23 protein-coding genes are annotated in these 23,732 nt (G+C 61.6%); 15 read left to right on the top strand and 8 right to left on the bottom strand.

Features of this window, described 5'->3' with window-relative positions:
- Positions 1-588: 588 nt before the first annotated feature.
- A complete protein-coding gene (gene gcbA, locus CRO59_RS23575) occupies positions 589-2,259 on the bottom strand; it encodes a diguanylate cyclase GcbA (protein WP_027613596.1) in 1,671 nt (556 codons plus the stop codon).
- Between the two features lie 426 nt (positions 2,260-2,685).
- On the opposite strand from gcbA, the gene CRO59_RS23570 reads away from it, so the two are divergent.
- From CRO59_RS23570 to CRO59_RS23540, 7 genes are all read left to right on the top strand, one after another.
- Positions 2,686-3,753, top strand: a complete 1,068-nt coding sequence (locus tag CRO59_RS23570) for a DUF2333 family protein (protein ID WP_007963034.1) — start codon at positions 2,686-2,688, stop codon at positions 3,751-3,753.
- A gap of 3 nt (positions 3,754-3,756) precedes the next feature.
- The gene (locus CRO59_RS23565) at positions 3,757-4,314 is read left to right on the top strand and encodes an NUDIX hydrolase (protein ID WP_027613597.1); all 558 of its coding nucleotides are present in this window, start codon (positions 3,757-3,759) and stop codon (positions 4,312-4,314) included.
- Between the two features lie 188 nt (positions 4,315-4,502).
- Positions 4,503-4,874, top strand: a complete 372-nt coding sequence (locus tag CRO59_RS23560) for a translation initiation factor Sui1 (protein WP_007914613.1) — start codon at positions 4,503-4,505, stop codon at positions 4,872-4,874.
- A 219-nt stretch (positions 4,875-5,093) separates the two neighbouring features.
- A complete protein-coding gene (speA, locus tag CRO59_RS23555; protein WP_003221289.1) occupies positions 5,094-7,007 on the top strand; it encodes an arginine decarboxylase in 1,914 nt (637 codons plus the stop codon).
- Positions 7,008-7,237: 230 nt separating this feature from the next.
- Positions 7,238-8,575: a contractile injection system protein, VgrG/Pvc8 family gene (locus CRO59_RS23550; protein ID WP_097089912.1), complete on the top strand. Its 1,338-nt coding sequence runs from the start codon at positions 7,238-7,240 to the stop codon at positions 8,573-8,575.
- Positions 8,572-9,366, top strand: coding sequence for a DUF4123 domain-containing protein (locus CRO59_RS23545; protein WP_097089913.1), 795 nt, complete (start codon positions 8,572-8,574; stop codon positions 9,364-9,366). Before CRO59_RS23550 ends, CRO59_RS23545 begins: the two co-directional genes overlap by 4 nt.
- 12 nt (positions 9,367-9,378) lie before the next feature.
- The gene (locus CRO59_RS23540; protein WP_097089914.1) at positions 9,379-10,254 is read left to right on the top strand and encodes an alpha/beta hydrolase; all 876 of its coding nucleotides are present in this window, start codon (positions 9,379-9,381) and stop codon (positions 10,252-10,254) included.
- On the opposite strand, the gene CRO59_RS23535 is transcribed toward CRO59_RS23540, so the two are convergent.
- Together CRO59_RS23535 and CRO59_RS23530 are read right to left on the bottom strand one after the other, a co-directional pair.
- Entirely contained in the window at positions 10,248-11,597 is a 1,350-nt protein-coding gene (locus CRO59_RS23535) for an MATE family efflux transporter (RefSeq protein ID WP_097089915.1), read from the bottom strand. The two genes, CRO59_RS23540 and CRO59_RS23535, sit on opposite strands and share 7 nt — an antisense overlap.
- A gap of 151 nt (positions 11,598-11,748) precedes the next feature.
- On the bottom strand, positions 11,749-12,042 hold the full coding sequence (locus CRO59_RS23530) for a hypothetical protein (RefSeq protein WP_007963021.1): 294 nt from the start codon (positions 12,040-12,042) through the stop codon (positions 11,749-11,751).
- A gap of 160 nt (positions 12,043-12,202) precedes the next feature.
- Here CRO59_RS23530 and CRO59_RS23525 point away from each other — a divergent pair, with 160 nt between their 5' ends.
- From CRO59_RS23525 to CRO59_RS23505, 5 genes are all read left to right on the top strand, one after another.
- Positions 12,203-12,505: a MazG-like family protein gene (locus tag CRO59_RS23525; RefSeq protein ID WP_007951009.1), complete on the top strand. Its 303-nt coding sequence runs from the start codon at positions 12,203-12,205 to the stop codon at positions 12,503-12,505.
- Positions 12,505-13,254 (top strand): methyltransferase, encoded by a 750-nt coding sequence (locus CRO59_RS23520; protein ID WP_097089916.1) that lies wholly within the window; start codon positions 12,505-12,507, stop codon positions 13,252-13,254. The genes CRO59_RS23525 and CRO59_RS23520 overlap by 1 nt, the downstream gene beginning before the upstream one ends.
- 12 nt (positions 13,255-13,266) lie before the next feature.
- Positions 13,267-13,878: a DUF4136 domain-containing protein gene (locus CRO59_RS23515; protein WP_097089917.1), complete on the top strand. Its 612-nt coding sequence runs from the start codon at positions 13,267-13,269 to the stop codon at positions 13,876-13,878.
- Between the two features lie 51 nt (positions 13,879-13,929).
- Positions 13,930-14,487, top strand: a complete 558-nt coding sequence (locus CRO59_RS23510; protein WP_097089918.1) for a DUF4136 domain-containing protein — start codon at positions 13,930-13,932, stop codon at positions 14,485-14,487.
- Positions 14,488-14,739: 252 nt separating this feature from the next.
- Positions 14,740-16,737 carry a pilus assembly protein TadG-related protein gene (locus tag CRO59_RS23505; protein WP_097089919.1) on the top strand — a complete coding sequence of 666 codons (1,998 nt, stop codon included), beginning with the start codon at positions 14,740-14,742 and terminating at the stop codon, positions 16,735-16,737.
- On the opposite strand, the gene CRO59_RS23500 is transcribed toward CRO59_RS23505, so the two are convergent.
- Positions 16,734-19,481: a PAS domain-containing sensor histidine kinase gene (locus tag CRO59_RS23500; RefSeq protein ID WP_097089920.1), complete on the bottom strand. Its 2,748-nt coding sequence runs from the start codon at positions 19,479-19,481 to the stop codon at positions 16,734-16,736. The genes CRO59_RS23505 and CRO59_RS23500 overlap by 4 nt on opposite strands.
- The gene (locus tag CRO59_RS23495) at positions 19,478-19,924 is read right to left on the bottom strand and encodes a TadE/TadG family type IV pilus assembly protein (RefSeq protein ID WP_097089921.1); all 447 of its coding nucleotides are present in this window, start codon (positions 19,922-19,924) and stop codon (positions 19,478-19,480) included. Before CRO59_RS23495 ends, CRO59_RS23500 begins: the two co-directional genes overlap by 4 nt.
- 75 nt (positions 19,925-19,999) lie before the next feature.
- On the opposite strand from CRO59_RS23495, the gene CRO59_RS23490 reads away from it, so the two are divergent.
- Positions 20,000-20,470, top strand: a complete 471-nt coding sequence (locus tag CRO59_RS23490; RefSeq protein ID WP_097089922.1) for a prepilin peptidase — start codon at positions 20,000-20,002, stop codon at positions 20,468-20,470.
- A 118-nt stretch (positions 20,471-20,588) separates the two neighbouring features.
- Entirely contained in the window at positions 20,589-21,374 is a 786-nt protein-coding gene (locus CRO59_RS23485; RefSeq protein WP_096794830.1) for a response regulator transcription factor, read from the top strand.
- Positions 21,375-21,434: 60 nt separating this feature from the next.
- Here the strand turns inward: CRO59_RS23485 and CRO59_RS23480 are convergent, their stop codons facing one another.
- The 3 genes from CRO59_RS23480 to CRO59_RS23470 all read right to left on the bottom strand — a co-directional run bounded on the left by CRO59_RS23480 (position 21,435) and on the right by CRO59_RS23470 (position 22,444).
- Positions 21,435-21,842, bottom strand: coding sequence for a response regulator (locus CRO59_RS23480; protein WP_095138201.1), 408 nt, complete (start codon positions 21,840-21,842; stop codon positions 21,435-21,437).
- Positions 21,843-21,908: 66 nt separating this feature from the next.
- The gene (locus tag CRO59_RS23475; protein WP_096794831.1) at positions 21,909-22,121 is read right to left on the bottom strand and encodes a Flp family type IVb pilin; all 213 of its coding nucleotides are present in this window, start codon (positions 22,119-22,121) and stop codon (positions 21,909-21,911) included.
- Between the two features lie 116 nt (positions 22,122-22,237).
- Positions 22,238-22,444 carry a Flp family type IVb pilin gene (locus CRO59_RS23470; protein ID WP_095138203.1) on the bottom strand — a complete coding sequence of 69 codons (207 nt, stop codon included), beginning with the start codon at positions 22,442-22,444 and terminating at the stop codon, positions 22,238-22,240.
- A 336-nt stretch (positions 22,445-22,780) separates the two neighbouring features.
- Here CRO59_RS23470 and cpaB point away from each other — a divergent pair, with 336 nt between their 5' ends.
- Positions 22,781-23,716, top strand: coding sequence for a Flp pilus assembly protein CpaB (gene cpaB, locus CRO59_RS23465; RefSeq protein WP_097089923.1), 936 nt, complete (start codon positions 22,781-22,783; stop codon positions 23,714-23,716).
- Positions 23,717-23,732 lie beyond the last annotated feature (16 nt).

Raw genomic sequence — 23,732 nt, 5'->3', positions numbered from 1 at the left:
GTCGGCGGCCAATTCACTGCGGCCGCTGCTGACCAGTTTGTCGCGGGCCAGCGACAGCTTGCCCAGGTGCTGCGAAGCGACCAGCAGCGGCGTCAGGTAAGACGCGTTGCCATTGGCGTAGGTGCTGAGTTGATCGAGGCTGGCGCTCAGTTCGCGTTCGGCTTGCAGCAGCAGTGCTTGCGGATCACCGGCCAGTTTGCCGGCGGCGAGCAGGTCGGTTTTGCTGAACTCTTCGAGGCTCGACAGACTCGGGCGCAGGGTCTCGGCCAGTGCCGGCGGCAGTTCGCCGAGCTCCTTCTGCAGGCCGTCGATGGCCTGGCTGGCGCTGCTCAGGCGCAGGGCGTCGCCGCTGGCGAGGTAGTCCTCGACATTGCGCGCCACGTCATTCTGAAATTGCTGCGACAGGCCGAGGTAGCGCTCCATCAACAGATACGGACGCTCCAGGGCTTTTTGCGACCACCACAGCGTCGCGCCGAGGGCCACGCAAACGGCGACCAGCAGCAGAGTGTTGAGATTGGTGAGCAACTTCAGGCGCATGACGGCTACCAACGGCAGAAATGGTAAGCGCCTGAATTTATTGCGGTTCTGTTACAAGGTTATGACCGAATCAGTGGATTCCGATGAAAAGGTGGCACTTTGCTTTGAGTCGCGCGCGGTCTGCACTCGATTGCGTCCGGCACCTTTGGCGCGGTACAGCGCTTCGTCGGCCTGGCTAGCCATCATCAGGCTGTCGGAATCCTCGTGCATTTCCACCACGCCGGCGCTGAAGGTGCACCACAAATCGTGCGGTTGCGCCGGGTAGTGGATTTCGGCGAAGCGCTGGCGGATCTCGTCGAGCACTTTGTGCGCCGCTTCTATATCCGTGTCGGGCATGACGATGGCGAATTCTTCGCCACCGTACCGGCCGATGAAGTCGGTCTTGCGCAGGCGTTGCTTGAGGAACAGCGCCAGGCTCTTGATCACTCGGTCGCCCATCGGATGGCCGTGACTGTCATTGACTCGCTTGAAGTGGTCGATGTCGAGCATGGCAAAGCTCAGCGGCTTGTTCTCGCGACGGGCGCGGAACGAGCAGTCTTCGAGCAATTGCAGGATGTGCGTGTGGTTGTACAGGCCGGTGAGGCTGTCGCGGACCATGCGCGCCTTGAGGTTGCGCGCACGGGCGGCGCGGTTGCGCACGGTGGTGATCAGATGTCGCGGCTTGATCGGTTTGGTCAGGAAGTCGTCGCCGCCCTCGCTCATGGCGTCGAGCTGTTTATCCAGATCGTCCTCGGCCGAAAGATAAATGATCGGCACGCTGACGTAGCGGTCGTTGTGGCGGATGACCTTGGCCAGTTCGGTGCCGGTGCAGGCCGGCATGTACATGTCGAGGATGATCAGGTCCGGCTGGAAATCCGCCAGTTCGGCCATCGCCTGGATCGGTTCGATCAGGGTGCGGGTGACGATTCCGGCGCTGTTGAGCAGGCGCTCGGTGTGCAAGGCCTGGGCGCGAGAGTCGTCGATGATCAGCACTTTGTAAGGTTCGTACTGGGCGACGCACGTCAGGACTTCGATCTTCTCCAGCAGGCTCGACGCTTCGAGGGTGCCGGTGAGAAATTCCTGGCCGCCGGCGCGCACGGCAGCGAGGCGCGTCGGGGTGTCGGTTTCGTGCAGGCTGAAAAACAGCAGCGGCAGCGGTTCTTCCAGGCCAACCTGAGCTTCGGCAGCCAGTTGCAGGCCGACGCCTGCGCCGCTGAAGTCCACGTCCATGACGATCGCGGCGGGCAAGCGCTCAACCATCGAGGAGCGAAACGCCGCGACACTGTCCAGCGCCTGCGCGGTCAGGCCGAAAAACTCCAACTGCTTGGCCAGCCGCTCGGCGCGGTCGTGATCCTGCAACATGACGTAGATCGGTTTGCGCAGCGGCGGCAGGAAGGTCTGGTCGAGTTGATCGCCATGGCGCAGACCGGTGCGCGACAGACGCTGCATCAAACGATTGAGATCGGTGATCAGACCGCTGCTCAGGCGTCCGCGATTGGCGTCCACCGCTTCCAGCGACTGGCCGATATGACGCGCGAGTTGCGTGTGCTCGGGCTGCTCGAAGCGCTCGGCAAAACGCAGCAGGCGCAGATTGGCCTCGCTCAGTTCGGCGAGGTCGGCGGTGGACCACTCACTGCGTTGCAGGCGCTGCCATATCTCAAGAATCTGACGTGCCTGATGAATTACCCGCTGGGCAAAGTGGTGCTTGAGGCGCTCACGGCTGGGGTCTTCTGGCTCGGTCATATCCTGACTACTAGTTAGGGCGCATGCTGAGATCGACTGGTGGCTCTATGCTAGCACCTCTTTTCCCTTATATGAGTGTCGTGCGTCAATAATCTGCGGTGCTGCACAATTCAGTTTCTGACCGGGTGGTTTTGGATGAGACCTGTTCGTCGATGAACCTCCCGAAAACCGGGCATATGGTGCTGCTCGAAGCGTAAACAAGCCTGTGTGCACCACGCTGTGCTGCAGACAGACGCTGATCTGCAAATGCCTGTTTCGCAGCTTTGTTGATGGCGCTGTATCAGGGAAACCCCTAGAGAATTTGCGGGTCGATGCCGCGCGTTCCGTGGATTTTCTGCTTCTCTTCAATGGCGGGTGCCGGCCTTGGCACGTTGTTGTATGGTTGTGGTCGAACCGTTGAACCCAAGTGATTGAAAGGATATCGCCATGCTGGACTGGAAGAACCGCGCGGGCAGCGCGCCTGAACGTGCCGCTGAGCCGAAGTCGGCCACCCGCAGCTATGTGGGCGGGCTGTTGTTCAGCCGCGCGCTGGCCACGCTGATCGGCATTTATCTGCTGGTGACCATCGGCCTGGGCTGGTACTGGAGCCAGGAGCCGGCGCTGTTTCCGGTGGCACAAAACGCCCAGGCGGCTGCCGAGAAAGAAGGCAAGCAGATGGTCGTCGGCTACACCACGGTCGAAACCCTCAAGACCGTTGCCGGTACGTTGCTGAACAAACCGGGCGGTTATATTTCCAACGACCGTTTTCCGCCTGGCCTGTGGATGGACAACACCCCGAGCTGGGAATACGGCGTGCTGGTGCAGGTGCGTGACCTGACTCGTGCCCTGCGTAAAGACTTCGCCCGTTCGCAGTCGCAGTCGGCCGAAGATGCCGACCTGGCCAAGGCCGAACCGCGTTTCAACTTTGACAACAAGAGCTGGATCCTGCCGTCGAGCGAATCGGAATATCAGGAAGGCATCAACTCCCTGAGCCGTTACCAGGCGCGTCTGTCTGATCCAACGCAGAAAAACGCCTTGTTCTACGCCCGCGCCGATAACCTCAACAACTGGCTGGGCGATGTCGGCACCCGTCTGGGTTCGCTGTCGCAACGCCTGTCCGCCAGTGTCGGCCGGGTGAAACTCAACACCGCGCTGAAAACCGAAGTGCCGGCGGTTGGCGAAGTACCGCAAGTTGACGAGGAAGTCGTAGAGACTCCGTGGATGCAGATCGACAACGTGTTCTACGAAGCACGCGGTCAGGCCTGGGCGCTGTCGCACCTGTTGCGCGCCATCGAAGTGGACTTTGCCGATGTGCTGGCGAAAAAGAACGCCACGGTCAGCGTGCGCCAGATCATCCGTGAACTGGAAGCATCGCAGGAGCCGGTCTGGAGCCCGATGATCCTCAATGGCAGCGGCTTCGGCGTGCTGGCCAACCACTCGCTGGTCATGGCCAACTACATTTCCCGGGCCAACGCCGCAGTGATCGATCTGCGTCAATTGCTCAATCAGGGCTGAGTCATGGTCGATAGCGCCAAAGAGGCGGCGCACCGCGCCGCCTCCGATGCCGAACAGATCGCCTGGGTCGACGAGCAGGACAACTTGCTCGGCGCCCTGGTGCGGGCCGATCTGCGTGAGCGCGGGCTGATCGGGCGCGGCACCTACATCATGTTGTTCAATTCCGCTGGTGAGCTCTGCGTACACCGGCGCACCCTGAGCAAGGCGATCTATCCCGGTTACTGGGATGTGGCAGCCGGCGGCATGGTGCAGGCCGATGAGACCTACGCCGAATCGGCGGCCCGCGAGCTGGAAGAGGAATTGGGCGTGAGCGGGGTGGAGCTGACCGCCCACGATCATTTTTTCTTCGAGGATACCGGCAATCGCCTGTGGTGCTCGGCATTTTCCGCGGTGTGGGACGGCCCGCTGAAACTGCAGCCGGAAGAAGTGCTGGAAGCACGCTTTATTCCGGTCGATCAGGTACTGCAGGAAATCGAGCAAAAGCCTTACTGCCCGGACTCTCTGGCCGCGTTGAAGCGCTATCTGAAGGCTCAACAAAGCGGCGTCGCAAAGAACACATAAATTGGCGCCGATTGGCTCTTAGCAATTGCGCTTTTTGCCGTTACACTGCGCGACCTTTTCAAGCTGCACCGACCTGCTTTTGTTCAAGCGCACGGTGCAGTAGCGCTGCCCCTGCCTGAGTGGGGCTTCGCGGTCGATGACCTTGCCCAAGGTCGCGATCAGTCTTTGTCCTCCCAAGAGGATTGCCGGTGGCCAAAAAAGCCGCATCCTTCGCCGCCCTTGGTGGCCTGGTATTTTCCACCGACGCAGGTCGTCATTGCCCGGAATGCAGTAAACCGGTGGACGCCTGTATCTGCAAACAAACCGTGATCCCGGCCGGGGACGGCATTGCCCGCGTGCGTCGCGAGAGCAAGGGCCGTGGCGGCAAAACGGTGACCACCATCACCGGCGTGCCACTGGCCGAAGACGCCCTCAAGGAGCTGGCGACAACGTTGAAGAAACGTTGCGGCACCGGTGGGGCGTTGAAGGACGGGATCATCGAAATCCAGGGCGATCATGTCGAGCTACTCTTGGCTGAGCTGATCAAACACGGTTTCAAAGCGAAGAAGTCCGGCGGCTAGCAGCCTCTGTGAAATCCATCTGCGGCTTGATCCGGTACTGAAGCAGTTCAGATCCGGCGTCGTCTCCATGGTTTTCACAGAGCCTGTTCATGACCGGTTTCTAAACTACACGCGGTCAGCGCGGTCTACCGCCGCGCTGACGAACCGTCATTTTCATTCTTTAGACTGCGCCGGCCTGCGATCAGGCGACGCACTATGACTTCTTTATAGGGGACTTCGATGTCCGTACGACGCACACGTAAAGACGATGGCAGCCAATGGACAGTTGCGGACAGCCGCAGTGTTTACGGGATTCGCCATTGGGGGGCCGGGTATTTCGCGATCAATGACGCCGGTCGCGTCGAAGTTCGTCCGAACGGCCCGAGCAGCTCGCCTATCGACCTGTTCGAACAAGTCGACCAACTGCGCAAGAGCGGCTTGTCCCTGCCGTTGCTGGTACGTTTCCCCGACATCCTGCAAGACCGTGTCCGTCAATTGACCGGTGCTTTCGACTCGAACATCGAGCGCCTGGAATACCAGAGCAAGTACACCGCGCTGTACCCGATCAAGGTCAACCAGCAAGAAGCGGTGATCGAGAACATCATCGCCACCCAGAACGTTTCCATCGGTCTGGAAGCCGGCTCCAAGCCTGAGCTGCTGGCGGTGCTGGCACTGGCGCCGAAGGGCGGCACCATCGTCTGCAACGGTTACAAGGACCGCGAGTTCATCCGTCTGGCGCTGATGGGGCAGAAGCTCGGCCACAATGTGTTCATCGTCATCGAGAAAGAATCCGAAGTCGGCCTGGTGATCGAAGAAGCCGCCTCGCTCAAGGTCAAGCCACAGGTCGGCCTGCGCGTGCGCCTGTCGTCGCTGGCGTCGTCGAAGTGGGCGGACACCGGTGGCGAGAAATCCAAGTTCGGTCTGTCGGCGGCGCAACTGCTGTCGGTGGTCGAGCGCTTCCGCGCCGCCGGCCTGGATCAGGGCATTCGTCTGCTGCACTTCCACATGGGTTCGCAGATCGCCAACCTGGCTGACTACCAGCACGGTTTCAAGGAAGCGATCCGTTACTACGGCGAGCTGCGCAACCTTGGCCTGCCGGTCGATCACATCGACGTCGGCGGCGGTCTGGGTGTCGACTACGACGGTACTCACTCGCGCAACGCCAGTTCGATCAACTATGACATGGACGACTACGCCGGTGTCGTGGTCGGCATGCTCAAGGAGTTCTGCGACGCGCAGAGCCTGCCGCATCCACACATCTTCTCCGAAAGCGGCCGCTCGCTGACCGCGCACCACGCGATGCTGGTGGTGCAGGTGACCGACGTCGAGAAACACAACGACGAAATCCCGCTGATCGAAAACAAGGAAAACCTGCCGGAAACCGTGCAGTGGCTGGTGGACCTGCTCGGCCCGACCGACATCGAGATGGTCACCGAGACTTACTGGCGCGCCACGCACTACATGAGCGACGTGGCTTCGCAGTACGCCGACGGCAAACTGACCCTGGCGGAAAAGGCCCTGGCCGAGCAGTGTTACTTCGCTGTGTGCCGTCGCCTGCACAACTCGTTGAAGGCACGTCAGCGTTCGCACCGCCAGGTGCTCGACGAACTCAACGACAAGCTGGCCGACAAGTACATCTGCAACTTCTCGGTGTTCCAGAGCCTGCCGGACACCTGGGCGATCGATCAGGTGCTGCCGATCATCCCGCTGCATCGTCTGGATGAAGAGCCGCTGCGTCGCGCGGTGCTGCAAGACCTGACCTGCGACTCCGACGGCAAGATCAACCAGTACGTCGACGAGCAGAGCATCGAGACCAGCCTGCCGGTGCACGGTCTGAACGAAGGTGAAGACTATCTGCTGGGCGTGTTCCTGGTCGGCGCCTATCAGGAAATCCTCGGCGACATGCACAACCTGTTCGGTGACACCGACTCGGTGAACATCTACCAGAACGCCGATGGCAGCGTGTACCACGCCGGTATCGAGACCCACGACACCATCGAAGACATGCTGCGTTACGTGCACTTGTCGCCGGAAGAACTGATGACCCACTACCGCGACAAGTGCGCCAGTGCCCGCATCAGTGCCAGCGAGCGTACGCAGTTCCTCGATGCCTTGCGTCTGGGCCTGACCCGTTCCTCCTACCTGTCTTCCTGAGTCAGGTCTGTTGCACCGGGTTGTCTGAAATTTTCCCTCAAGCTGTGGAAAATTCGGATGACCCGGTGGGACATTTCCCAAATCCCCTGCGAAATAATTGCCTGCCACAGCCGGAGAAGTGATCCGGTCTGCTTTTCGCGTAGGTCATTTCCTAAGTTGTACTTCAGCTCTCTACTCGGCCATGGCTCTCGGCGAGAATCCCCGGCCGCCCCTCCTGTAGAGATCCGCCCATGTTCGAATCAGTCAACGAGCCGTCGTTTCGTCTCGATGTAACGGGGCTGCCCGAGCCCTTCGAGGTGCTGGCCTTTACCGGAAGTGAGGGCATCAACGAACCCTTCGCCTTTGATATCGATCTGTTGATCAATGATCCGCAACTGGACCTGGCCGGCCTGCTTTTCCGCTCGGCGTTCCTGCAGTTCGGTCCCGGACACAATGGCCTGAGCGGGCAATTGCAGAGTGTCGTTCAGCATGAGCACGATCAGGGCGCCCGATTGTGTCGAGTGACGCTGGGACCGAAGCTGAGTTGTCTGGCGCTGCGTTTCAGTCAGCGGATCTTCAGCAGCCAGTGCGTGCCGAAGATCCTCGCGCAGGTGCTCAAGGAGCATGGGATCGTTGGTGCGCAACGACGTTTTGATTTGCAGTGCGAATACCCGGTGCACACTTTCTGCACCCAGTACCGGGAGTCGGACCTGCAGTTCGTGCAGCGGCTGTGCGCGCAGGCGCGGATCCACTACTACTTCGAGCACCGGCCGGACGGACACTGTCTGGTCTTTGTCGATGATCCAGGGCGTTTACCCGTGGCCGGCGCGGCGTCTGTGGACGATGGCGCGAGCACCCCGGCGGTAAGACGCTGGCAGATGCAGGTGGACGCCAGCGATGTGGACGCGGGTTCGGCGCAGGCCGGCAAAGCTTATGGCCACAGCGATCTGCCGACCTTGCGCGCCGCGCAGTGGCTGGCGTTGACCGCGCATCCGTTTGCCGAATGCAACCGCCGCTGGTTGCTGAGCCGGATCGAGCATCGTGCTGATCCCGCCAGCGAGCCGGCTTACAGCAACCGGATCGTCGCCGCCGCCCAGGCGCAACTGCCGACATTGACGAGCACTTGTGCCAGGCCGCGCATGCACAGTCTGCAACGTGCATGGGTAGTGACGGTCGATGAACCGCAGCCCGACGATCAACGGCCGGTGGCGGTGCAGTTCGACTGGCTTTATCAGGGTGAAGGCGCTGCCGCCAGCCACTGTTGGCTGCCGCTCGCAGCAGCGTTGAGCGACGCCTCACTGACATCGTTGCGCGAAGGCGTTGAAGTGGTGGTGAGTTTTCATGAAGGCGATCCGGATCAGCCGGTGATCAGTGGTGTGCTGCAGGAGCCGGCGGTGATCGAAGACTGCGAAGCGCCATTGGCGCTGCCGGACGTGCTGCCGAGCGCGGGCCTGGCGCAATGGCTCAAGTCTGCCGAACCGCTGTTGCTGATGTGCCTGATGCCCGGCGGCGGCAGTTACAACCACTGCACGGCGTCGATCTGCAGTTGCCGATTGGTGGCGTCGCTGGATCAGGACGGCGCCGCTTGAGCGGCGTCGGCTTTGCCCCGCAGGTACAGTGGCTGTTGCTCGATGGTGCCGATGCGCAGCAGGCGATGGCGACATTGCGCCTGGGGTTCGCCAGCGTACGTTGCACGCGGCTGTTCGAGGGCACCGAGTTTCAAGCGGTAAGCGAGCACGGTCCGCTGCTGGTCGACCTGCATGACTGCCCGGCACTGGCGGCGCTGTGTCAGCATGATCCGCAGACCTGGCGCGGGTTGTTGTTCGCCAGTGATGCCTCGCAGGCAGTAATGCTGAGCCACCTGCGACGGATGCTGACGGTCTCGTTCGGGCTCAATCACCGCGCCTTGCTCGGTTACTACAATCGACAGACAGCGAGTTATTTTTTCGACGCCTGTGATGCCGCCGACTTGAGCCGCTGGCTCGGGCCGATCCGCCTGGTGCGCTGGTTCGGTGGCACCTGGGCCGACCTCGCCATCGGCAGTCAGGGCTGGCAGCAACTGCGCAACCCGCAGTGGGCGGTCGAGCCGCTGGGGATCGACGAAAGCCTCACCCATCGTCAGCGCGAACGTTTGCAAAGTTGCCTGCTGGAACAACACATCTGGCGCTGGTGCCAATCAATGGGAACCGACTACGCGCGCATGGCCTCCCATGTGCAGGAGGGGCTGAGCCTGGGTTTCAGCGACCGTACGGTGCTGGATGGCTGGTTGTGGCTACGCTTGCAGCATCCCCGAGCGGTATTGCCAGACCTGCCGGACGGGCTGAGCCAGCAGGAACGTCTCGAGCATGTGCGGCGACAGTGGCAGAACGATCAATCTTGAGGTGCGACATCCATGACAAATCCTCTGTGGCAGCGGTTCGGCGCAGTCCTCGGCGGGTTTCTGCTGCTGGTGCTGACGGGATGTTCCCCGGTCAAGGTGCTCAATGCGCTGACCCCCGCCGACACGTTTCACAGAACCGCCGGGATTGCCTATGGCGATGATCCTCGACAGAAGCTCGACGTCTACGTGCCGCGCCAGCCGCTGGAGGGCGCGCCGGTGGTGGTGTTCTTCTACGGCGGCAGCTGGAATAGCGGTGATCGTGGCGATTACGCGTTTGTCGGTGAGGCGCTGGCGTCGCGGGGGATTGTCGCGGTGCTGGCGGATTATCGGCTCTACCCGCAGGTGCGCTATCCGTTGTTTCTTGAAGACTCGGCGCGGGCGGTGGCCTGGACCCGGGCGCATATCCGCGAGTTCTCCGGCAACCCGCAACGCCTGTACCTGATGGGCCACAGTTCCGGCGCTTATAACGCGGCGATGCTGGCGCTGGATTCTGGTCTGCTCGGTGCGGTGGGCATGACGCCCAAAGACCTCAGCGGCTGGATCGGCTTGGCCGGGCCATATGATTTTCTGCCCATCAAGAATCCGCAGGTGCGTCCAGTATTCTTCTGGCCGGACTCACCGCCGCAATCGCAGCCGATCAACCACGTCAGGGCGGGCGAGCCTCCGGCGCTGCTGATTGCCGCGACCAAGGACAATCTGGTCAACCCGGCACGCAACACCGCAGGTCTGGCGCGTAAACTGCGCGAGGCGGGTGTATCGGTGCAGGATCTGTACTACTCGCGCCCCAATCATGTGACGCTGGTGGCGACTCTGTCGCGGCCACTTCGGCGACTGGCGCCGGTGCTTGATCAGGTCGTCGCGTTCGTCAAACACACACCGGCTCAGTGAGCGGCACCGCTGAACCAGCCGTCGTTGCGCCGCAGCCACAGGGCCAGTGCGCCGAGGGTCAGGCTGCGCAAGACCATAAACAGTAGGAACGTTATCCACAGCCCATGATTGCCCAGTCCCTGTAATGCCCAGGCGAACGGCAGCAGCAAGGCGACGGTCAGCAGCATGCCGTTGCGCATTTCCCGGGCGCGGGTGGCGCCGATGAACAGGCCGTCGAGCAAGTAGCTCCAGACTGCAATCAGCGGCAGTACCGCCAGATAGGGCAGGTAGATGAACGCGGTGTCGCGCACGCTCTGGATGTCGGTCTGCATCTCGATGAACAAGTGTCCGCCCAACAGAAACAGCGCGGCAAAACCGAGGCTGGCCAGCAACGACCAGCCGCCGGCCACCACCAGTGAACGGCGCAGGGCGAGGCGATCACGGGCGCCGATGGCGTGTCCGCACAACGCTTCGACCGCATGCGCCAGACCGTCCAGCGCATGCGCGGTCAGCAGCAAACCGTTGAGCAGCAGAGCATTAGCCGCCACCGTGGCATCGCCGAGCCGCGCGCCTTGCACGGTGATCAGGAAAAACACCGATTGCAGCGCCAGGCTGCGGATGAAAATGTCGCGGTTGACCGCCAGCAAAGGGCGCCAGCTCTGCCACACCTTCAAGGCCGTCCAGGCGATGTGCCCGGGATAGGCGCGCAATGCGCCGCGGGTCAGCCACAGGCCGAGCAGGGCGCCGCTCCACTCGGCAATCACCGAGGCCCGGGCCGAGCCGACCACCCCCCATTCCAGGCCAATCACGAACCACAGGTTCAGAGCGATGTTGATCAGGTTGGTGCTGAGCAGAATTGCCAGCGGCGCCCGGGCGTTCTGGGTGCCGAGGAACCAGCCGACCAGGGCGTAACTGGCCAGCGCTGCCGGCAGCCCGAATAACCGGGTGTGGAAGAACTCGCGGGTCAGTTGATCGAGTTCGGCCGACGGCTGCATGAAGTGCAGGGCCACGCCGCTCAACGGCACGCCGAGAGTGCCGAGCACGATCGCCAGTCCCAGCGCCAGCAGCAAACCCTGCAACAGAATCTGCCGTAACGCCGCGCCGTCGCTGCGCCCGGCGGCCTGAGCGGCAAACCCCGTAGTGCCCATGCGCAGAAAGCCCATGGCCCAGGCGAGAAACGTGTAGAGGCTGGCGCCGACCGCCACTGCGCCCAACTGATGGGCGTGGGGCAGGTGGCCGATGACGGTGCTGTCAACCAGCGCCACCAGCGGTACGGAAATATTGGAAAGAATCATCGGCGCAGCGAGCGCCCAGACCTTGCGGTGAGTCGGGCGGTCGCGCCAGTCGGCAATCAGTTTGGACATGCGGGCTCCTTGGGGGAGCGGGGATTGTAGCGATTCGTACGGCCTGCGATGCAACCAATGTGGGAGCGAGCCTGCTCGCGAAAGCGGTGTGTCATTCAGAACATTTTTGACTGATCTGACGCCTTCGCGAGCAGGCTCGCTCCCACAAGGGCTAATGAATAATCCAGCTCAACAACCACAACCCCAACAGCAGCCAGATGATCCCGGCAATGATCGACGCATTCATGAACGCGCGAATCGCCGACCACAGCAGCATCAGGCCGACGATCAGCGCGAGGATGCTGATGATCGAAGTGTCCATGCCCAGCGTCTTCGCCAGGCCATCGACAAAGTTGCCGCCGGCGTTGCTCAGAATGTTGAACAGGCCGCTGAGGCCGTCGACGATGAAACGGATGATCGAACCGAGTGCCTGGCCGAGCCATTCGAAAAAGCTTTCTACCTGCATGTGTGCATCCTGATGAAAGAGCTGAGCCTTGGGCCACCGCGCGGGTGGCCGAGTTCCCTGCAACTATAGAGGGTTTGCCTCAATCCTGTGTGGGAGCGAGCCATGGCCGCTTGCGTTCAGCCGACATCCCCCCGAAGCTATACGCCTTCAGGAGAGCCCGATGAACCTTGTTGAACTGACCGAACGCCTGCACGCCATTCGCGACCGCAATGACTGGCGGCAATTTCACAGCCCGAAAAACCTCGCCATGGCCGCCAGCGTCGAGATGTCCGAGTTGGTGGAGATTTTCCAGTGGCTGACCGAAGACCAGTCGCGCCAGTTGCCGGCGGACAAACTGGCGCATGCCGGGCAGGAAGTCGGCGATATCGTCCTGTATCTGTTACTGCTGTGCAGCGAGTTGGGGCTGGACATGAATGAAGTGGTGCGCAGCAAGCTCGCCGACAGCGAACGGCGGTTCAGCTGATGAGCGACCGGCATTTCGATCAGTTGGCGACCCGGTTCGCCGAAAAAATCTACGGTGGCGCCAAAGGCGCGATTCGCCTCGCGGTGTTGCAGGCCGATCTGGCCGAAGCGTTACCGGACCGACCGCTGCGCGTGCTGGACATCGGTGGCGGTCTGGGCCACATGTCGCTGTGGCTGGCCGAACGCGGCCATGAAGTGACCTTCACCGAGCCGGCCGAACCGATGCTCGAAGGTGCCCGCCAGCGCTTCGCCGAAGCCGGGCAGAGCGCGACGTTCATTCAGGCACCGTGGCAGGAACTGCTCGGTCAGCTCACCGAACCCTACGATCTGGTGATCTGCCACGCGGTGCTCGAATGGCTGGCCGAGCCACACGCAATCCTGCCGGTGCTGCATCAACTGACCAAACCCGGTGGCTGGCTGTCGCTGGCGTTCTATAACCGTGATGCGCTGATTTATCGCAATCTGCTCAAGGGCCATTTCAAGAAAATGCGCAAAAACACCATGGCCGGTGAAAAGCAGAGCCTGACCCCGCAGCAACCGCTCGATCCGCGGGAACTGGCAACGCAACTCGAAGGCTTGTGGCAGGTCGAAACCCAGAGCGGGATCCGGGTTTTCCACGACTACATGCCGGTGGAATTTCAGGCCCGCGCCGAACTGGCGGACTTGCTGGAGATGGAACTTGCGCACCGTCGTCACCCGAGCTTCGCCGGGCTTGGGCGTTACTTGCACTGGATCTGCCGGCCGATCTGATCGGAGCACTACATGAAAGCTCAATCCGGTTTATTGCTGATCTGTCTGGGATTGGCCGCCTGCCAGGGCAGCAACCCGTACGTCGCGCAGTCGCGGCCGTTGCCGCCAGCGCCGCCGCAAGCGGCCAACACCTTTGATCGCAGCGCCTATCCGGCGCCACCGCGTGATTACGGGCGCTATCGCAGTTGGGCCTGGCTCAACGGGCAGTTACCGCCGGGCACGGCCTGGGCCGACTCAGCGCAAGTGGCCGAAGCGGTGAGCAATGCGCTGGATCAGCGTGGTCTGCGGCCGTTGCACGACAATCGTCCGGCCGATTTGCTAGTCAGCGCCAATCTGCGTCTGGAAACCCGCTTGCGTCAGGTGCAGGACGATTACGGTTACTACGGTGGGTACGGCGGCTATGATCGTTATGGTCGCGGTTACGGCATGTACAACACTGTGCCGATTGTTCGTACTTATCAGGAGCAGGTCGTGGTGGTGCAGGTCAATCTGTTCGACGCCGGCACCGGGCAACCGGTGTGGAGCGCCAGCGCCGAAACCGCCAATCAGGGCAGCCAACTGGTGCGCACCGACGCCATTCGCGAGGCTCTGGAAAAAGCCCTGTCGGCCTATCCGCCGAGCTAGACTTCAGGTGAGAACGCTTCGCAGGTTCAGGCCTTCAACCGGAGAACAACCATGTTCCGTCGTCTCGTTTTACTGGCCATGGCCGCGCTGCTCAGTGCTTGCGCCGCAAACCAGGTCAATCACGACTTTGACGCCAGCCGCGATTTCGCCGCCTATCGCAGCTGGAGCTGGAAAGAACCGGCGCTGCAATATCGCCCGGATGATCCACGGATCAAGAGTGACCTGACCGAGCAACGCATCCGCCAAGCCGTCAGCGATCAACTTGATCAACGCGGTTTGCGTCCCGCCGCGGCGGGAGCCAAGGGTGACCTGAGCGTGCAGACCTACCTGATTGTCGAGGATCGCCAGCAGCAAGTGACCACCAACTACGGCGGCGGTTGGGGTGGCCCGTGGAACGGGTATTGGGGCGCGCCGATGTACAACGAAACCCGCAACATCACCTACAAGGTGGCAACGATCCAGATCGACCTGCTCGACGGCAAGGACGGCAAACTGGTGTGGCGCGGCAGCGATGAACAGATGCTCAGCAGCACGCCCAATCCGCAGGATCGCAGCAACGCAGTGCGCGAAACGGTGGCCCGGATATTGGCCAACTATCCACCGCGCTAGTTCGCTGTAAAAAAAAGGGAGCCCAAGAGGCTCCCATTTTTTGCCCCACCACAAATCTCCCTGTGGGAGCGGGCTTGCTCGCGAAGACGGCGTGTCAGCCACATCCATGTTGAATGACACAGCGCATTCGCGAGAAGACGAGGTCTGCAGGGTTTTGTGCAGCACCAAATGGCGCGTTGCCATTAGCGCCGTCTACACTCAAATCCACCATCGGAGGTAGCGCTCGGCAACGCGCCGGCAAAGGAGTGCGCCATGTCGCCTCGTACGCAGTTCAACGGCCCGGCCCGGCAACGCGGGGCGATCGGGTTGATGGCGGCTGCCACCCTCAGTCTGGCGCTGGTGTTGATGCTGTTGGTGGTCGACACCGGTCGGCTATACATGGAGCAGCGCAAGTTGCAGCGAGTGGTCGACAGCGCGGCGCTGGAAGCGGTCAGTCGCGGCGGCAATTGTCAGTCAGGCCTCAGCGCGGCCACGTATGCCGGGCAAAGCGCAGTGCGCAATGGCTACACCGTCGATACCAACAACACTCTGACGACCACCTGCGGCAGCGTGCAGACCGCGGCCAGCGGGTTGCGCGCGTTCACCGCCGATGCAACCCGGTCGAGCGCAATCAAAGTGGACGCCAGCCGCACGGTGACCACCAGTTTTACCGGCGGGGTGCAGGCCCTGTTCAGCGGCTCGACGGTCAGTCTGAACACCACACTCAACGCCTCAGCCGTCGCCGCGCAACCGACCCCGACGGTTGCGCAACTGAACATCCGCAGTACGCTGGCGAGCATCAACACCGCCCAGTCGAACATTCTCAATCCGCTGTTCTCGGGGCTGCTCGGCGGCAACGTCAACCTCACGGCTCTGGGTTGGGACGGTCTGCTCAACACCGACATCAACCTGCTCAGCTACCTCAACCAACTGGCGATCAACCTCAACGTCGCCGCCGGCAACTACACGCAACTGCTCAACACCCAGGCCACGGTCACCCAACTGATTCAGGCGGCCGCGACGGTGGTGCAGCTCAATGGCGCGACCGCGACGGTGATCACTGCGCTGGGTCAGCTGCAGGTTGCGGCGATCAATGCTGCGCCGGTCAAACTCGGCGACATCCTGCAGTTGCAGACCGGCACCACCGCCGCCGGGCTGGATGCCAACCTGCAACTGCTGCAACTGATTCAGGGTGTGGTGCAACTGGCCAACAGCAAAAGCGCGGTGGCCGCGACCTTGCCGATCAGCGTGCTGGGGCTGGCGAATGTCACGGTGCGGGTCAAGGTGATCGAGCCGCCGCAGTTCTCGGCGATTGGTGATCCGGCGCGGGCCAAGGCCAACCCATTGGGGGCGGATCGGATTTATGTGCGCACGGCGCAGATTCGCACGATGCTCTCGGTGAATCTGCCGGTGTTGTCCGGGGTGACCGGGCTGGCCAATGCGGTGTTGGGGCTGGTCGGCACACTGACCCCGACCCTCAATGCGCTGCTGAGTCTGAATCTGGTCGACACGCTCAACTCCGTGCTCTGTCTGCTGGGCGCCGGTTGCGAGCAACTCGATCCGAAACTGCTGCCGAGCCCGCAAATCGTTATCGCGCTGGATGCCGGCGGCGCGAAAAGTTATGTCACGGACTACAGCTGTCCGACCGGCACTACCGGCACCAAAAGCCTGACAGCCCACACCGTCACGTCGATTGCAGACCTCAAACTTGGCAAGATTGATCCGACCAACGCCTTTTCATCGGCGGCCGAGCCTGTGGTCTCGCCTTTACCGCTGGTGGATCTGGGCATCGTGACCTGCCACAAGATTCTCGGCCTCGGCAGTTGCGACGCCGCGACCCGTGTTCAATACGGTGCCGGCGGCATCGCGATCAAACTCGACACCCCGGTCGCGCAAAATTCACAGGACCTGGTGTTTTCCAGTGGCACGCCGTTCGCGACTCCGCCCAACCTCAAATTGCCCTCCAGCGTGCAATCGGCGATTCCCACCAACAATATCGTCGGTAGCCTGAGCAACACCCTGGCGGGTATCAACCTGATCGTTTACCAACCGGTCGGCAGCAACCCGCTCGGTGCCATTGTCACCGGAGTGGCCTCGTTGATCAGTGATGTCAGCAGCCGTTTGTTGCCCGTGGTGACCAGCGTGCTCAGCCCATTGCTCGACCCCTTGCTCAACAACCTGCTGAAAAGCCTGGGCATCAACCTTATGGACGTCGACGTCGGTGCCAACATGACCTGCGGCCAGACCGGCAAGGCCTATCTGGTGATCTAGGCGTCCGGGGCAATCGGCAACTCGATGCAGAAACGTGCACCCTCCGGCGAGTTGCGCACGCTCAAATGACCACCCATGTTTTCGATGATGCCGTAGCTCACCGACAGCCCCAGCCCGGTGCCGACGCCCACCGGTTTGGTGGTGAAGAACGGTTCGAAAATCCGCTCCAGCAAGCGCGGGTCGATGCCGCCGCCGTTGTCCTCGACCCACAGTCGCACCTTATGCTCATCGCGCTCGGCATAAATCGAGATCCATGGCTTGAACGATGAGTCTTTCTCGCGTTTGCCGAGCAGCGCATCGCGGGCGTTGACCATCAGGTTGATCAGCACCTGCTCCAACTGATCGACGTAACCGCGCACCTGCACGCTGAAAGCGGTTTCGCTGATCCGCAGGTCGACGCCTTTGCCGCGCATGCCTTCGGCCAGCAACGACAAGGTGCCTTCGATGGCCGAGGCCGGGTTGAACAGTTGTTGCTCGATCTCCGAGCGGCGGCCGAACACGCGCATGTGATCGACCACTTTTGCCGCGCGCTGCACCTGGGCATCGATGCGGTTGAGTTTGTCGGTCAGGTAGTCGATCTGCACATCGCCGTTGCCCAGGCGCTTGAGCACGTTGACGATGGCCATGCGCATCACGTTCAGCGGCTGATTGATTTCGTGGGCGAGGCCGGTAGCCATTTCGCCGAGGGTGGCCATTTTCGCGCTTTGCGTGAGCTGCTGCTGCGAGCGCCGCACCTCGGTGTTGTCGCGGCCCACGGCCTGCACTTCAAGCAGGCGCCCGTGTTCATCGAACACCCCGCGATCAGACCATACCCACCAGGCGTGCTCGCGCCCGGGCAACTGCAAACTGATTTCGGCGGTGCTCACCGGCAGCTCCGGCGTCAGCAGTGCCAGACGCTGGACGAAGGCGGCGCGTTGTTCGTCGGACATCCAACTGCCCAGATCGACCCCCGGCAATTGCTCCGGGGTGCATTCCAGATAAGTCGCCAGCGGCCGATTGCCGAAGGTCAGCGTCAGGTCTGGGCGATAACGGCAGATCATCGCCGGCGAGTCTTCCACCAGAATCCGGTAACGCTCTTCGCTGTGTCTGACCTGTTCGGCGGCGAGGGTCGCTTCGGTGACGTCCAGCCACAGCCCGACGGCTTCGACCGGCAGACCAAGATCATTGCGCAGCAGTTTGGCTTCGTCGAGCAGCCAGTGGTAGTCGCCGCGTGCGTCGCGCAAGCGAAAACGCGCGCGCGCCGAGCCTTCGCGCAACAGTTGCCGGGTGCGAGCGAAATACAGCTCGCGGTCTTCGGGGTGAATCAGTTGCACCCAGTCGGCGGCGCAGCCCTCGGCCGGCGTCCAGCCCAGCAGCGGCTGCAGGCTGGCGCTGAAGAAGTCGGGAAGCAGCGCACCCTCGACGTAGCGCTGCACATAAATCACCGCCGGCGAACTGGCGATCAGGTTATCCAGCCGCGCATGGGCGGCTTCGGCGCGTTGCTGCTGGTTCTGGATGTCGCTGATGTCGAGCATGAATCCCACCAGCCGCCGCTGTTCACCGCTGCCGGCGACCTGGCCCTGAACGCGATACCACAGGGGCGTTTGTCCGGGGCCGCTGCGGTGCAGGCGAACGCACAGGGTCAGGGGCTCGCCGTGCAATTGCAGGGCATGCAGACGACTGCGCAGTTCTTCGCGGTCGGCCGGATGAATCAGTGCCAGCCAGTCTTGCAGCGAGATGCGAGCACGGTCCGCCGGCAACACATCGAGCAGCGTAGGCGCCAGCAGCATGTCGTCGCCAAGCATTTCCCACCAACCGGTGCCAAGCAGGGTCTGCAGCGATTCGAGGCGTTCGGTGTAGTGATGATGTTGCTGTTCTCGCAGGCGGCTGAGTAACGGGCCGGCCAGTGCGCTGGTCAGGGCCATCCAGTCGCGGTCGTTCAGGTGCGGGGCGGAAACGTCCACGTTGTAGAAGCCGCAGAGCAGCCACGCGACCACCCCACGATCATCGCTGTAGGGCACGGCGAAACCATCGGCGTTGCCAAACGTGGCCTCCACCCGCGCGTGTTCGTACAAACCATGATGGGCGCCGAGGCGTTGCGGCGCGCTGCCGTTGAGGCTGTCGAGCGGCGTGCCCAGACGTTGGCCGTCCTGCCACAGCAGCGGCGCGTCGTGGGCGCGATATTGCTCGTAGATTTGCCAGCCTTGTGCCTGTTCATCAAGCAGCGCGATGGCCAGACACGGGATATGCCAGCGCTGGGCGATGGCCTGTAATTGCTCGCTGAGCACCATCGGCAGACGCGTCAGGCTGCAGACGCGCAGGTGTTCGCTGATCTGCCCGGCGAGGGCCTGACAGGCTTCACGATTGCGCGACTGCTGGCGCTCCAGCAGCAGGTCGCCGATGTCCATCAGTTGCAGCATCCAGCCCTCGGCCGAAGGCTGCACCCAACCGCGCAGGTGCAGGGGCTGATCGCTGAGGCCGGGAAAATCCAGATCGAGTATTTGCCCTTGCCAGTCCTGCGGGCGGCCTTCAATTGCCAACGTACTGTGCTCGAGTAAATAAGCCGACAACGGCAGCGGCGAGTCGTGGGGTGGCTGTTGCGCGAGTTGGTGGCGCAACGGCCCGGCGATCTGCAATACGCCGCCGTCGTGGTTCAGTTGCAGGTGCAGGCCCAGCGGCGGTGCGCCGAGATGATCGGGCAGTTCGTTGGCCGGCGGTGGCGCGCGCTTGAGCAGGCGCCCGAACAGATTGTCGCCGGCGGTCAAAATTTCAGGCTCGACGCGGCGGAGAGGGTGGCGGGCAGACTCGGCACTGCACCCACGCCCGGCAGCACCAGAAACGGCATGATCTGATTGAGCTTGCTAGTGGGGTAATCGACTCTGACCGTCAGCGTACCTTGAGTGGCGTCATACACCGCCGAGGTATCGACGCCGACCACCAGGTTCAGCGCGGATGGCACCCACTGCAACTGTTGGGTCAACGCGGTGTTGGCAGTGCTCACCACCACGGAAGCATAACCGGGAGTGTTGGGGTCGACTGCGACGCTGCGGCGCACCGCTTCAGATGTCGCCTCGTTGAAAGTCTGCATCAATACAAACGGCAGGCTGTAGCTGACCAGCGCGTAGAACACGGCGAAAAAAATCACGAATACCAAGGCGAATTCGATCGCCACTGCGCCTGCCTGTGATTTTGCGAAGCCGGTTTTCATGAGTGCGTCTACCCTGACTTTCACTGCGTAGTATCAGCATAGAATCATTCAGCAAAATCGGATGGATTTAACCGGATGCAGAGTTTAGTTCTCCTGATCTGGCTGGCCCTGTGCGCCGCCCAGGATGCCCGGCAACGGCGTATCGCCAATGTGCTGACGTTCGGTGCAGGAGCGCTGGCGCTGATCCATTTGCTGGCGACTGGCACCACCTGGTTCGGAGCGGATGCGCAGCAGGGATGGTGGGCCGCCGCGATCGCCCTGATGTTGACTGTTCCTGGGTATTTCATGGGCCGGATGGGCGCAGGCGATGTGAAATTAATGACAGCCATGGGCCTTGCGACGAACGGTTTATTCATTCTTTGTGCGTTTATCGGCGCTGGTATCGCCAGTCTGCTGTGGCTGCTCGTTGCGCCAAGAGTCTGGCTTCATATGAGTCAATGGCTTAGAGAACGTCTTCGATATTTAGAGCCAGGAGCGTCAAAGAAGCTGCCATTTGCACCGTTCGTGCTGGCAGGTGTATTGGCTTCGATACATTGGATCCATTAGTCGCCAGATGCCACTAGTCCTATGTACATAGTCGGAAAGTGCGTCTACTTTCAAATGAAGTGGTTACATCGCCAAAGTGCAGAAAAAGTCAGCTTTGGCCCGAGCAATGGAGTGGTTCGTGAACAAGCTTACGTCGGCGGTAAAAGTGCTCGTGGTCGATGATCAACCGTTGATCGTCGAAGAATTGTGCGAGTTTCTCGAAAGCAGCGGGTACCGCTGTGTGCCGTGTGAATCCAGCACTCAGGCGATCGAGCGTTTCAGTGAAGACGCCGAAATCGGTCTGGTGCTGAGCGACCTGCATATGCCGGACATGGATGGCATCCAACTGGTGCAGGAGCTGCAACGCATCAGCGGCAAACACCGGGTGTTCGAAGCGATCATGCTCACGGGGCGCGCCGACAAACAGGACGTGATCAAGGCCCTGCGTGCCGGGATTGCCGACTACTACCAGAAGCCGATCCAGCTGGATGAACTGCTCGAAGGCGTGAAACGTCAGGAAGCGGCCCTGCAAGAGCGACACAAGAATGTCCAGTTGGGACACCTGAACCAAAAGCTGCAGTTTCTCTCGGAATCCATCGACGATCTCTACCAGGATCTGGACAAGGTCCGGCGCAATCCGGCGGCGGTGGTCAAAGACATGCTCGGCGGCGACGGCGCCGAAGCCGAGCAGGAGATCCCGGCGATCTTCAATCAGCTGTCGCCACGGCAACTGGATGTGGCGCGGCTGGTGGGCAAAGGGCAGACCAACTATCAGATCGCCTGCGAGTTGGGCATCACCGAAAACACCGTGAAACTGTATGTCTCGCAGGTCTTGCGCCTGACCCATATGCACAACCGCACCCAGTTGGCATTGGCGCTATCACCGAGTGCTTCGGCCGCCCGTCAGCGTGTGACAGCACACTGATCTTGATTGCCTGTTCCTCGCGGGCAGGCAGTCAATTCTTCCAAAAACACCCTGAGTGAATTACCCGGCCTGCGTCTTCGGTTTGGGGAACAGATTGTCCAGGGTTTCCAGCAGGCGCACGTGGTAGATCGGCTTGCGAAACAGGTCCAGCACCTGCAGGCGCAGCATGTCGCTGACGTCTTCCATGTCGGCATGTCCGGAGGTCACGATCACCGGCAGATGCTGGCGTGAGGTGTGCTCGCGCAGACGCTTGATCAGCGACATGCCGGACTCTTCCGGCATACGCAGATCGGTAATCACCAGGGCGATATCCGGAAAGCGGGTGAGGTGATGCAGGGCGAGTTTCACCGAGGTGGCGGTGTGACAGACAAAGCCCTCGCCCTCCAGTAACTCGGCCAGCTCAAGCAACGCGTCCTCTTCGTCGTCAACCAGAAGCAACTGTTGGCGGGGGAGCGAGGAGGCAGTCATGGGCAGTCCCTGAAAAGCTGGAAGTGAGATCGAGTGTAGCGCGACATTCGCCGGACGCGACTCACATCAGGGGGTTTGTACCGGAGCGGTTTGTGCAGTGCCGCCAAGGGATACCAGCACGCTGTTGAAAATCGCCAGCACCTTGGCACCAACCGGTGTCACGAACACCACGACCACTACCGCCACCATTGCCACCACAATCGCGTACTCGATGGCCGACGCGCCTTCAGTACTGGTCAGAAAGGCCCGCGCACGCATCAACAGATATTCAACCACCATGAGCATTCTCCTTTGCGTCAGCCCTTGGCCACACGCTGGAAATTCACTTGCCTCGTCAACGCCCGGACGCGCGATTGCTCACCCGCGCGGGCATTGAAAGGGGGCGAGCGGGGGGATCAAGGCGTAGGCCGGACCTGCGCCGTTCCGCCGAGACTGGTCAGAACTGAGTTGAAAATCGCCAGTACCTTGTTGCCGACAGGTGTCACGAACACCACGACGACCACGGCTACCATTGCCACCACGATTGCGTACTCGATTGCCGACGCCCCTTCCTCGCTTTTGAGAAACAGACGGGCCCTGGCTAGCAGATATTCGAGAATCATACGTCCACTCCTTTGCGCCTCTGGCGCCGATCCAACGCTACAGCGGCATGCTTTCACCGTGCTATCAGAGCATTGTCAACAAACCCCTGCTCAACAACTGTAAGAACGGATTAATCACAAAGGATTAACCAGAACGTTAGTCGAGCCAAACCCTACAGTTAATTGGCCAGGACTCATACTTTAGTGAGTTATTTTCCTGTCAGAAATGGCGTTTTGGCTCGGATCAGCTAGCTTGGAAATAGCGAAATCGTTGCATGTTCATAGCTGCCTGATCGCGAAAAATTCTCTCGGCAGGAAGTACAGGCTGTCGGTGCAGTGAGGAAAGGGAGAGCCGTCATGAACAGTCGCGTCACCATGGGTCTTGCAGCCGTTCTGCTGCTGGGGGCAATCGTCGTCGGCTACTGGGGCCTGATGCTCAGTCGGCAACCGGCTCCCGTTGCCCAAGTGCCTGCCGCCCCGGCAGTCGCCATGGAAAAAAACCTGGCCGCCGCCGAAGATCAGACCCGCCAGCCAGTGGTCGTGCTGTTGCACGATGTGCCGCCGTTCACGCCGCTCACGGCTGCCGATGTGGCGGTGGAGAAATTGCGCAGTGCGCCAGCCGGCAGCCTTTCCAGTGTCGAGCAAGCGGTGGGTCGCACGCCGTGGCGGCACTTGAGCGCAGGCACCTGGCTCAACGACGAAAGCTTTCAGGCCGGTGGCTCACTGGCGCGGATGATTCACAGTGATGAGCGTGCGCTGACCGTGGCCGTGGACGAAGTGATCGGCGCCGCCGGGCAACTGATTCCCGGCGACTACGTCGATGTGCTGCTCTACCTGCGTCAGGACGCGAGCAATCTGCAGCAGTCGGCGCAGATCGTGGTGCCGGCCATGCGCGTACTCGGTGTCGGTGAGCAATACGGCCTGACCAACGACGGCCAACCCGCCACCCCGGCCTTGAGCGCCGACGAAAAACTCAAACAGGATCAACGCCGGATCGCTGCACGCACCGTGGTGCTGGCGGTGCCCGAACAATTGCTCAGCCGGATGATGCTCGCCACTCAGGTCGGCACGTTGCGCCTGGCCGTGCGCAGCAGCGAAGAACAGCGTCTGGCCAAGTACTGGGCCGGTGAAACCCAGTCACCGGCGCATGTGGATAACGCCAACAGCCAGCTCTTCCAGTTCACCCAACTGGCCCTCGGTGCCGCGCCAAAAGCGCCGGCCGCTGGCGGCCATGGCGGTGCGCGGCCGATGGAAGTGATCCGCGGCAATCAGCTTTCCCAACAAGCCCCATGACTGAGCAAGGATCCAC

The sequence above is a fragment of the Pseudomonas sp. LAMO17WK12:I5 genome, assembly GCF_900215165.1.
In the GTDB taxonomy this organism is placed as follows: domain Bacteria; phylum Pseudomonadota; class Gammaproteobacteria; order Pseudomonadales; family Pseudomonadaceae; genus Aquipseudomonas; species Aquipseudomonas putida_A.
This window is presented reverse-complemented; position numbering and strand designations above follow the sequence as displayed.

What these genes read in the sequence shown, in the direction of transcription:
- gcbA (WP_027613596.1), bottom strand. Translation starts at nt 2,259, where the DNA reads ATGACCGAGCCAGAAGACCCCAGCCGTGAGCGCCTCAAGCACCACTTT.
- CRO59_RS23570 (WP_007963034.1), top strand. Translation starts at nt 2,686, where the DNA reads ATGCTGGACTGGAAGAACCGCGCGGGCAGCGCGCCTGAACGTGCCGCT.
- CRO59_RS23565 (WP_027613597.1), top strand. Translation starts at nt 3,757, where the DNA reads ATGGTCGATAGCGCCAAAGAGGCGGCGCACCGCGCCGCCTCCGATGCC.
- speA (WP_003221289.1), top strand. Translation starts at nt 5,094, where the DNA reads ATGTCCGTACGACGCACACGTAAAGACGATGGCAGCCAATGGACAGTT.
- CRO59_RS23550 (WP_097089912.1), top strand. Translation starts at nt 7,238, where the DNA reads ATGTTCGAATCAGTCAACGAGCCGTCGTTTCGTCTCGATGTAACGGGG.
- CRO59_RS23540 (WP_097089914.1), top strand. Translation starts at nt 9,379, where the DNA reads ATGACAAATCCTCTGTGGCAGCGGTTCGGCGCAGTCCTCGGCGGGTTT.
- CRO59_RS23535 (WP_097089915.1), bottom strand. Translation starts at nt 11,597, where the DNA reads ATGTCCAAACTGATTGCCGACTGGCGCGACCGCCCGACTCACCGCAAG.
- CRO59_RS23530 (WP_007963021.1), bottom strand. Translation starts at nt 12,042, where the DNA reads ATGCAGGTAGAAAGCTTTTTCGAATGGCTCGGCCAGGCACTCGGTTCG.
- CRO59_RS23525 (WP_007951009.1), top strand. Translation starts at nt 12,203, where the DNA reads ATGAACCTTGTTGAACTGACCGAACGCCTGCACGCCATTCGCGACCGC.
- CRO59_RS23520 (WP_097089916.1), top strand. Translation starts at nt 12,505, where the DNA reads ATGAGCGACCGGCATTTCGATCAGTTGGCGACCCGGTTCGCCGAAAAA.
- CRO59_RS23515 (WP_097089917.1), top strand. Translation starts at nt 13,267, where the DNA reads ATGAAAGCTCAATCCGGTTTATTGCTGATCTGTCTGGGATTGGCCGCC.
- CRO59_RS23510 (WP_097089918.1), top strand. Translation starts at nt 13,930, where the DNA reads ATGTTCCGTCGTCTCGTTTTACTGGCCATGGCCGCGCTGCTCAGTGCT.
- CRO59_RS23505 (WP_097089919.1), top strand. Translation starts at nt 14,740, where the DNA reads ATGTCGCCTCGTACGCAGTTCAACGGCCCGGCCCGGCAACGCGGGGCG.
- CRO59_RS23495 (WP_097089921.1), bottom strand. Translation starts at nt 19,924, where the DNA reads ATGAAAACCGGCTTCGCAAAATCACAGGCAGGCGCAGTGGCGATCGAA.
- CRO59_RS23490 (WP_097089922.1), top strand. Translation starts at nt 20,000, where the DNA reads ATGCAGAGTTTAGTTCTCCTGATCTGGCTGGCCCTGTGCGCCGCCCAG.
- CRO59_RS23480 (WP_095138201.1), bottom strand. Translation starts at nt 21,842, where the DNA reads ATGACTGCCTCCTCGCTCCCCCGCCAACAGTTGCTTCTGGTTGACGAC.
- CRO59_RS23475 (WP_096794831.1), bottom strand. Translation starts at nt 22,121, where the DNA reads ATGGTGGTTGAATATCTGTTGATGCGTGCGCGGGCCTTTCTGACCAGT.
- CRO59_RS23470 (WP_095138203.1), bottom strand. Translation starts at nt 22,444, where the DNA reads ATGATTCTCGAATATCTGCTAGCCAGGGCCCGTCTGTTTCTCAAAAGC.
- cpaB (WP_097089923.1), top strand. Translation starts at nt 22,781, where the DNA reads ATGAACAGTCGCGTCACCATGGGTCTTGCAGCCGTTCTGCTGCTGGGG.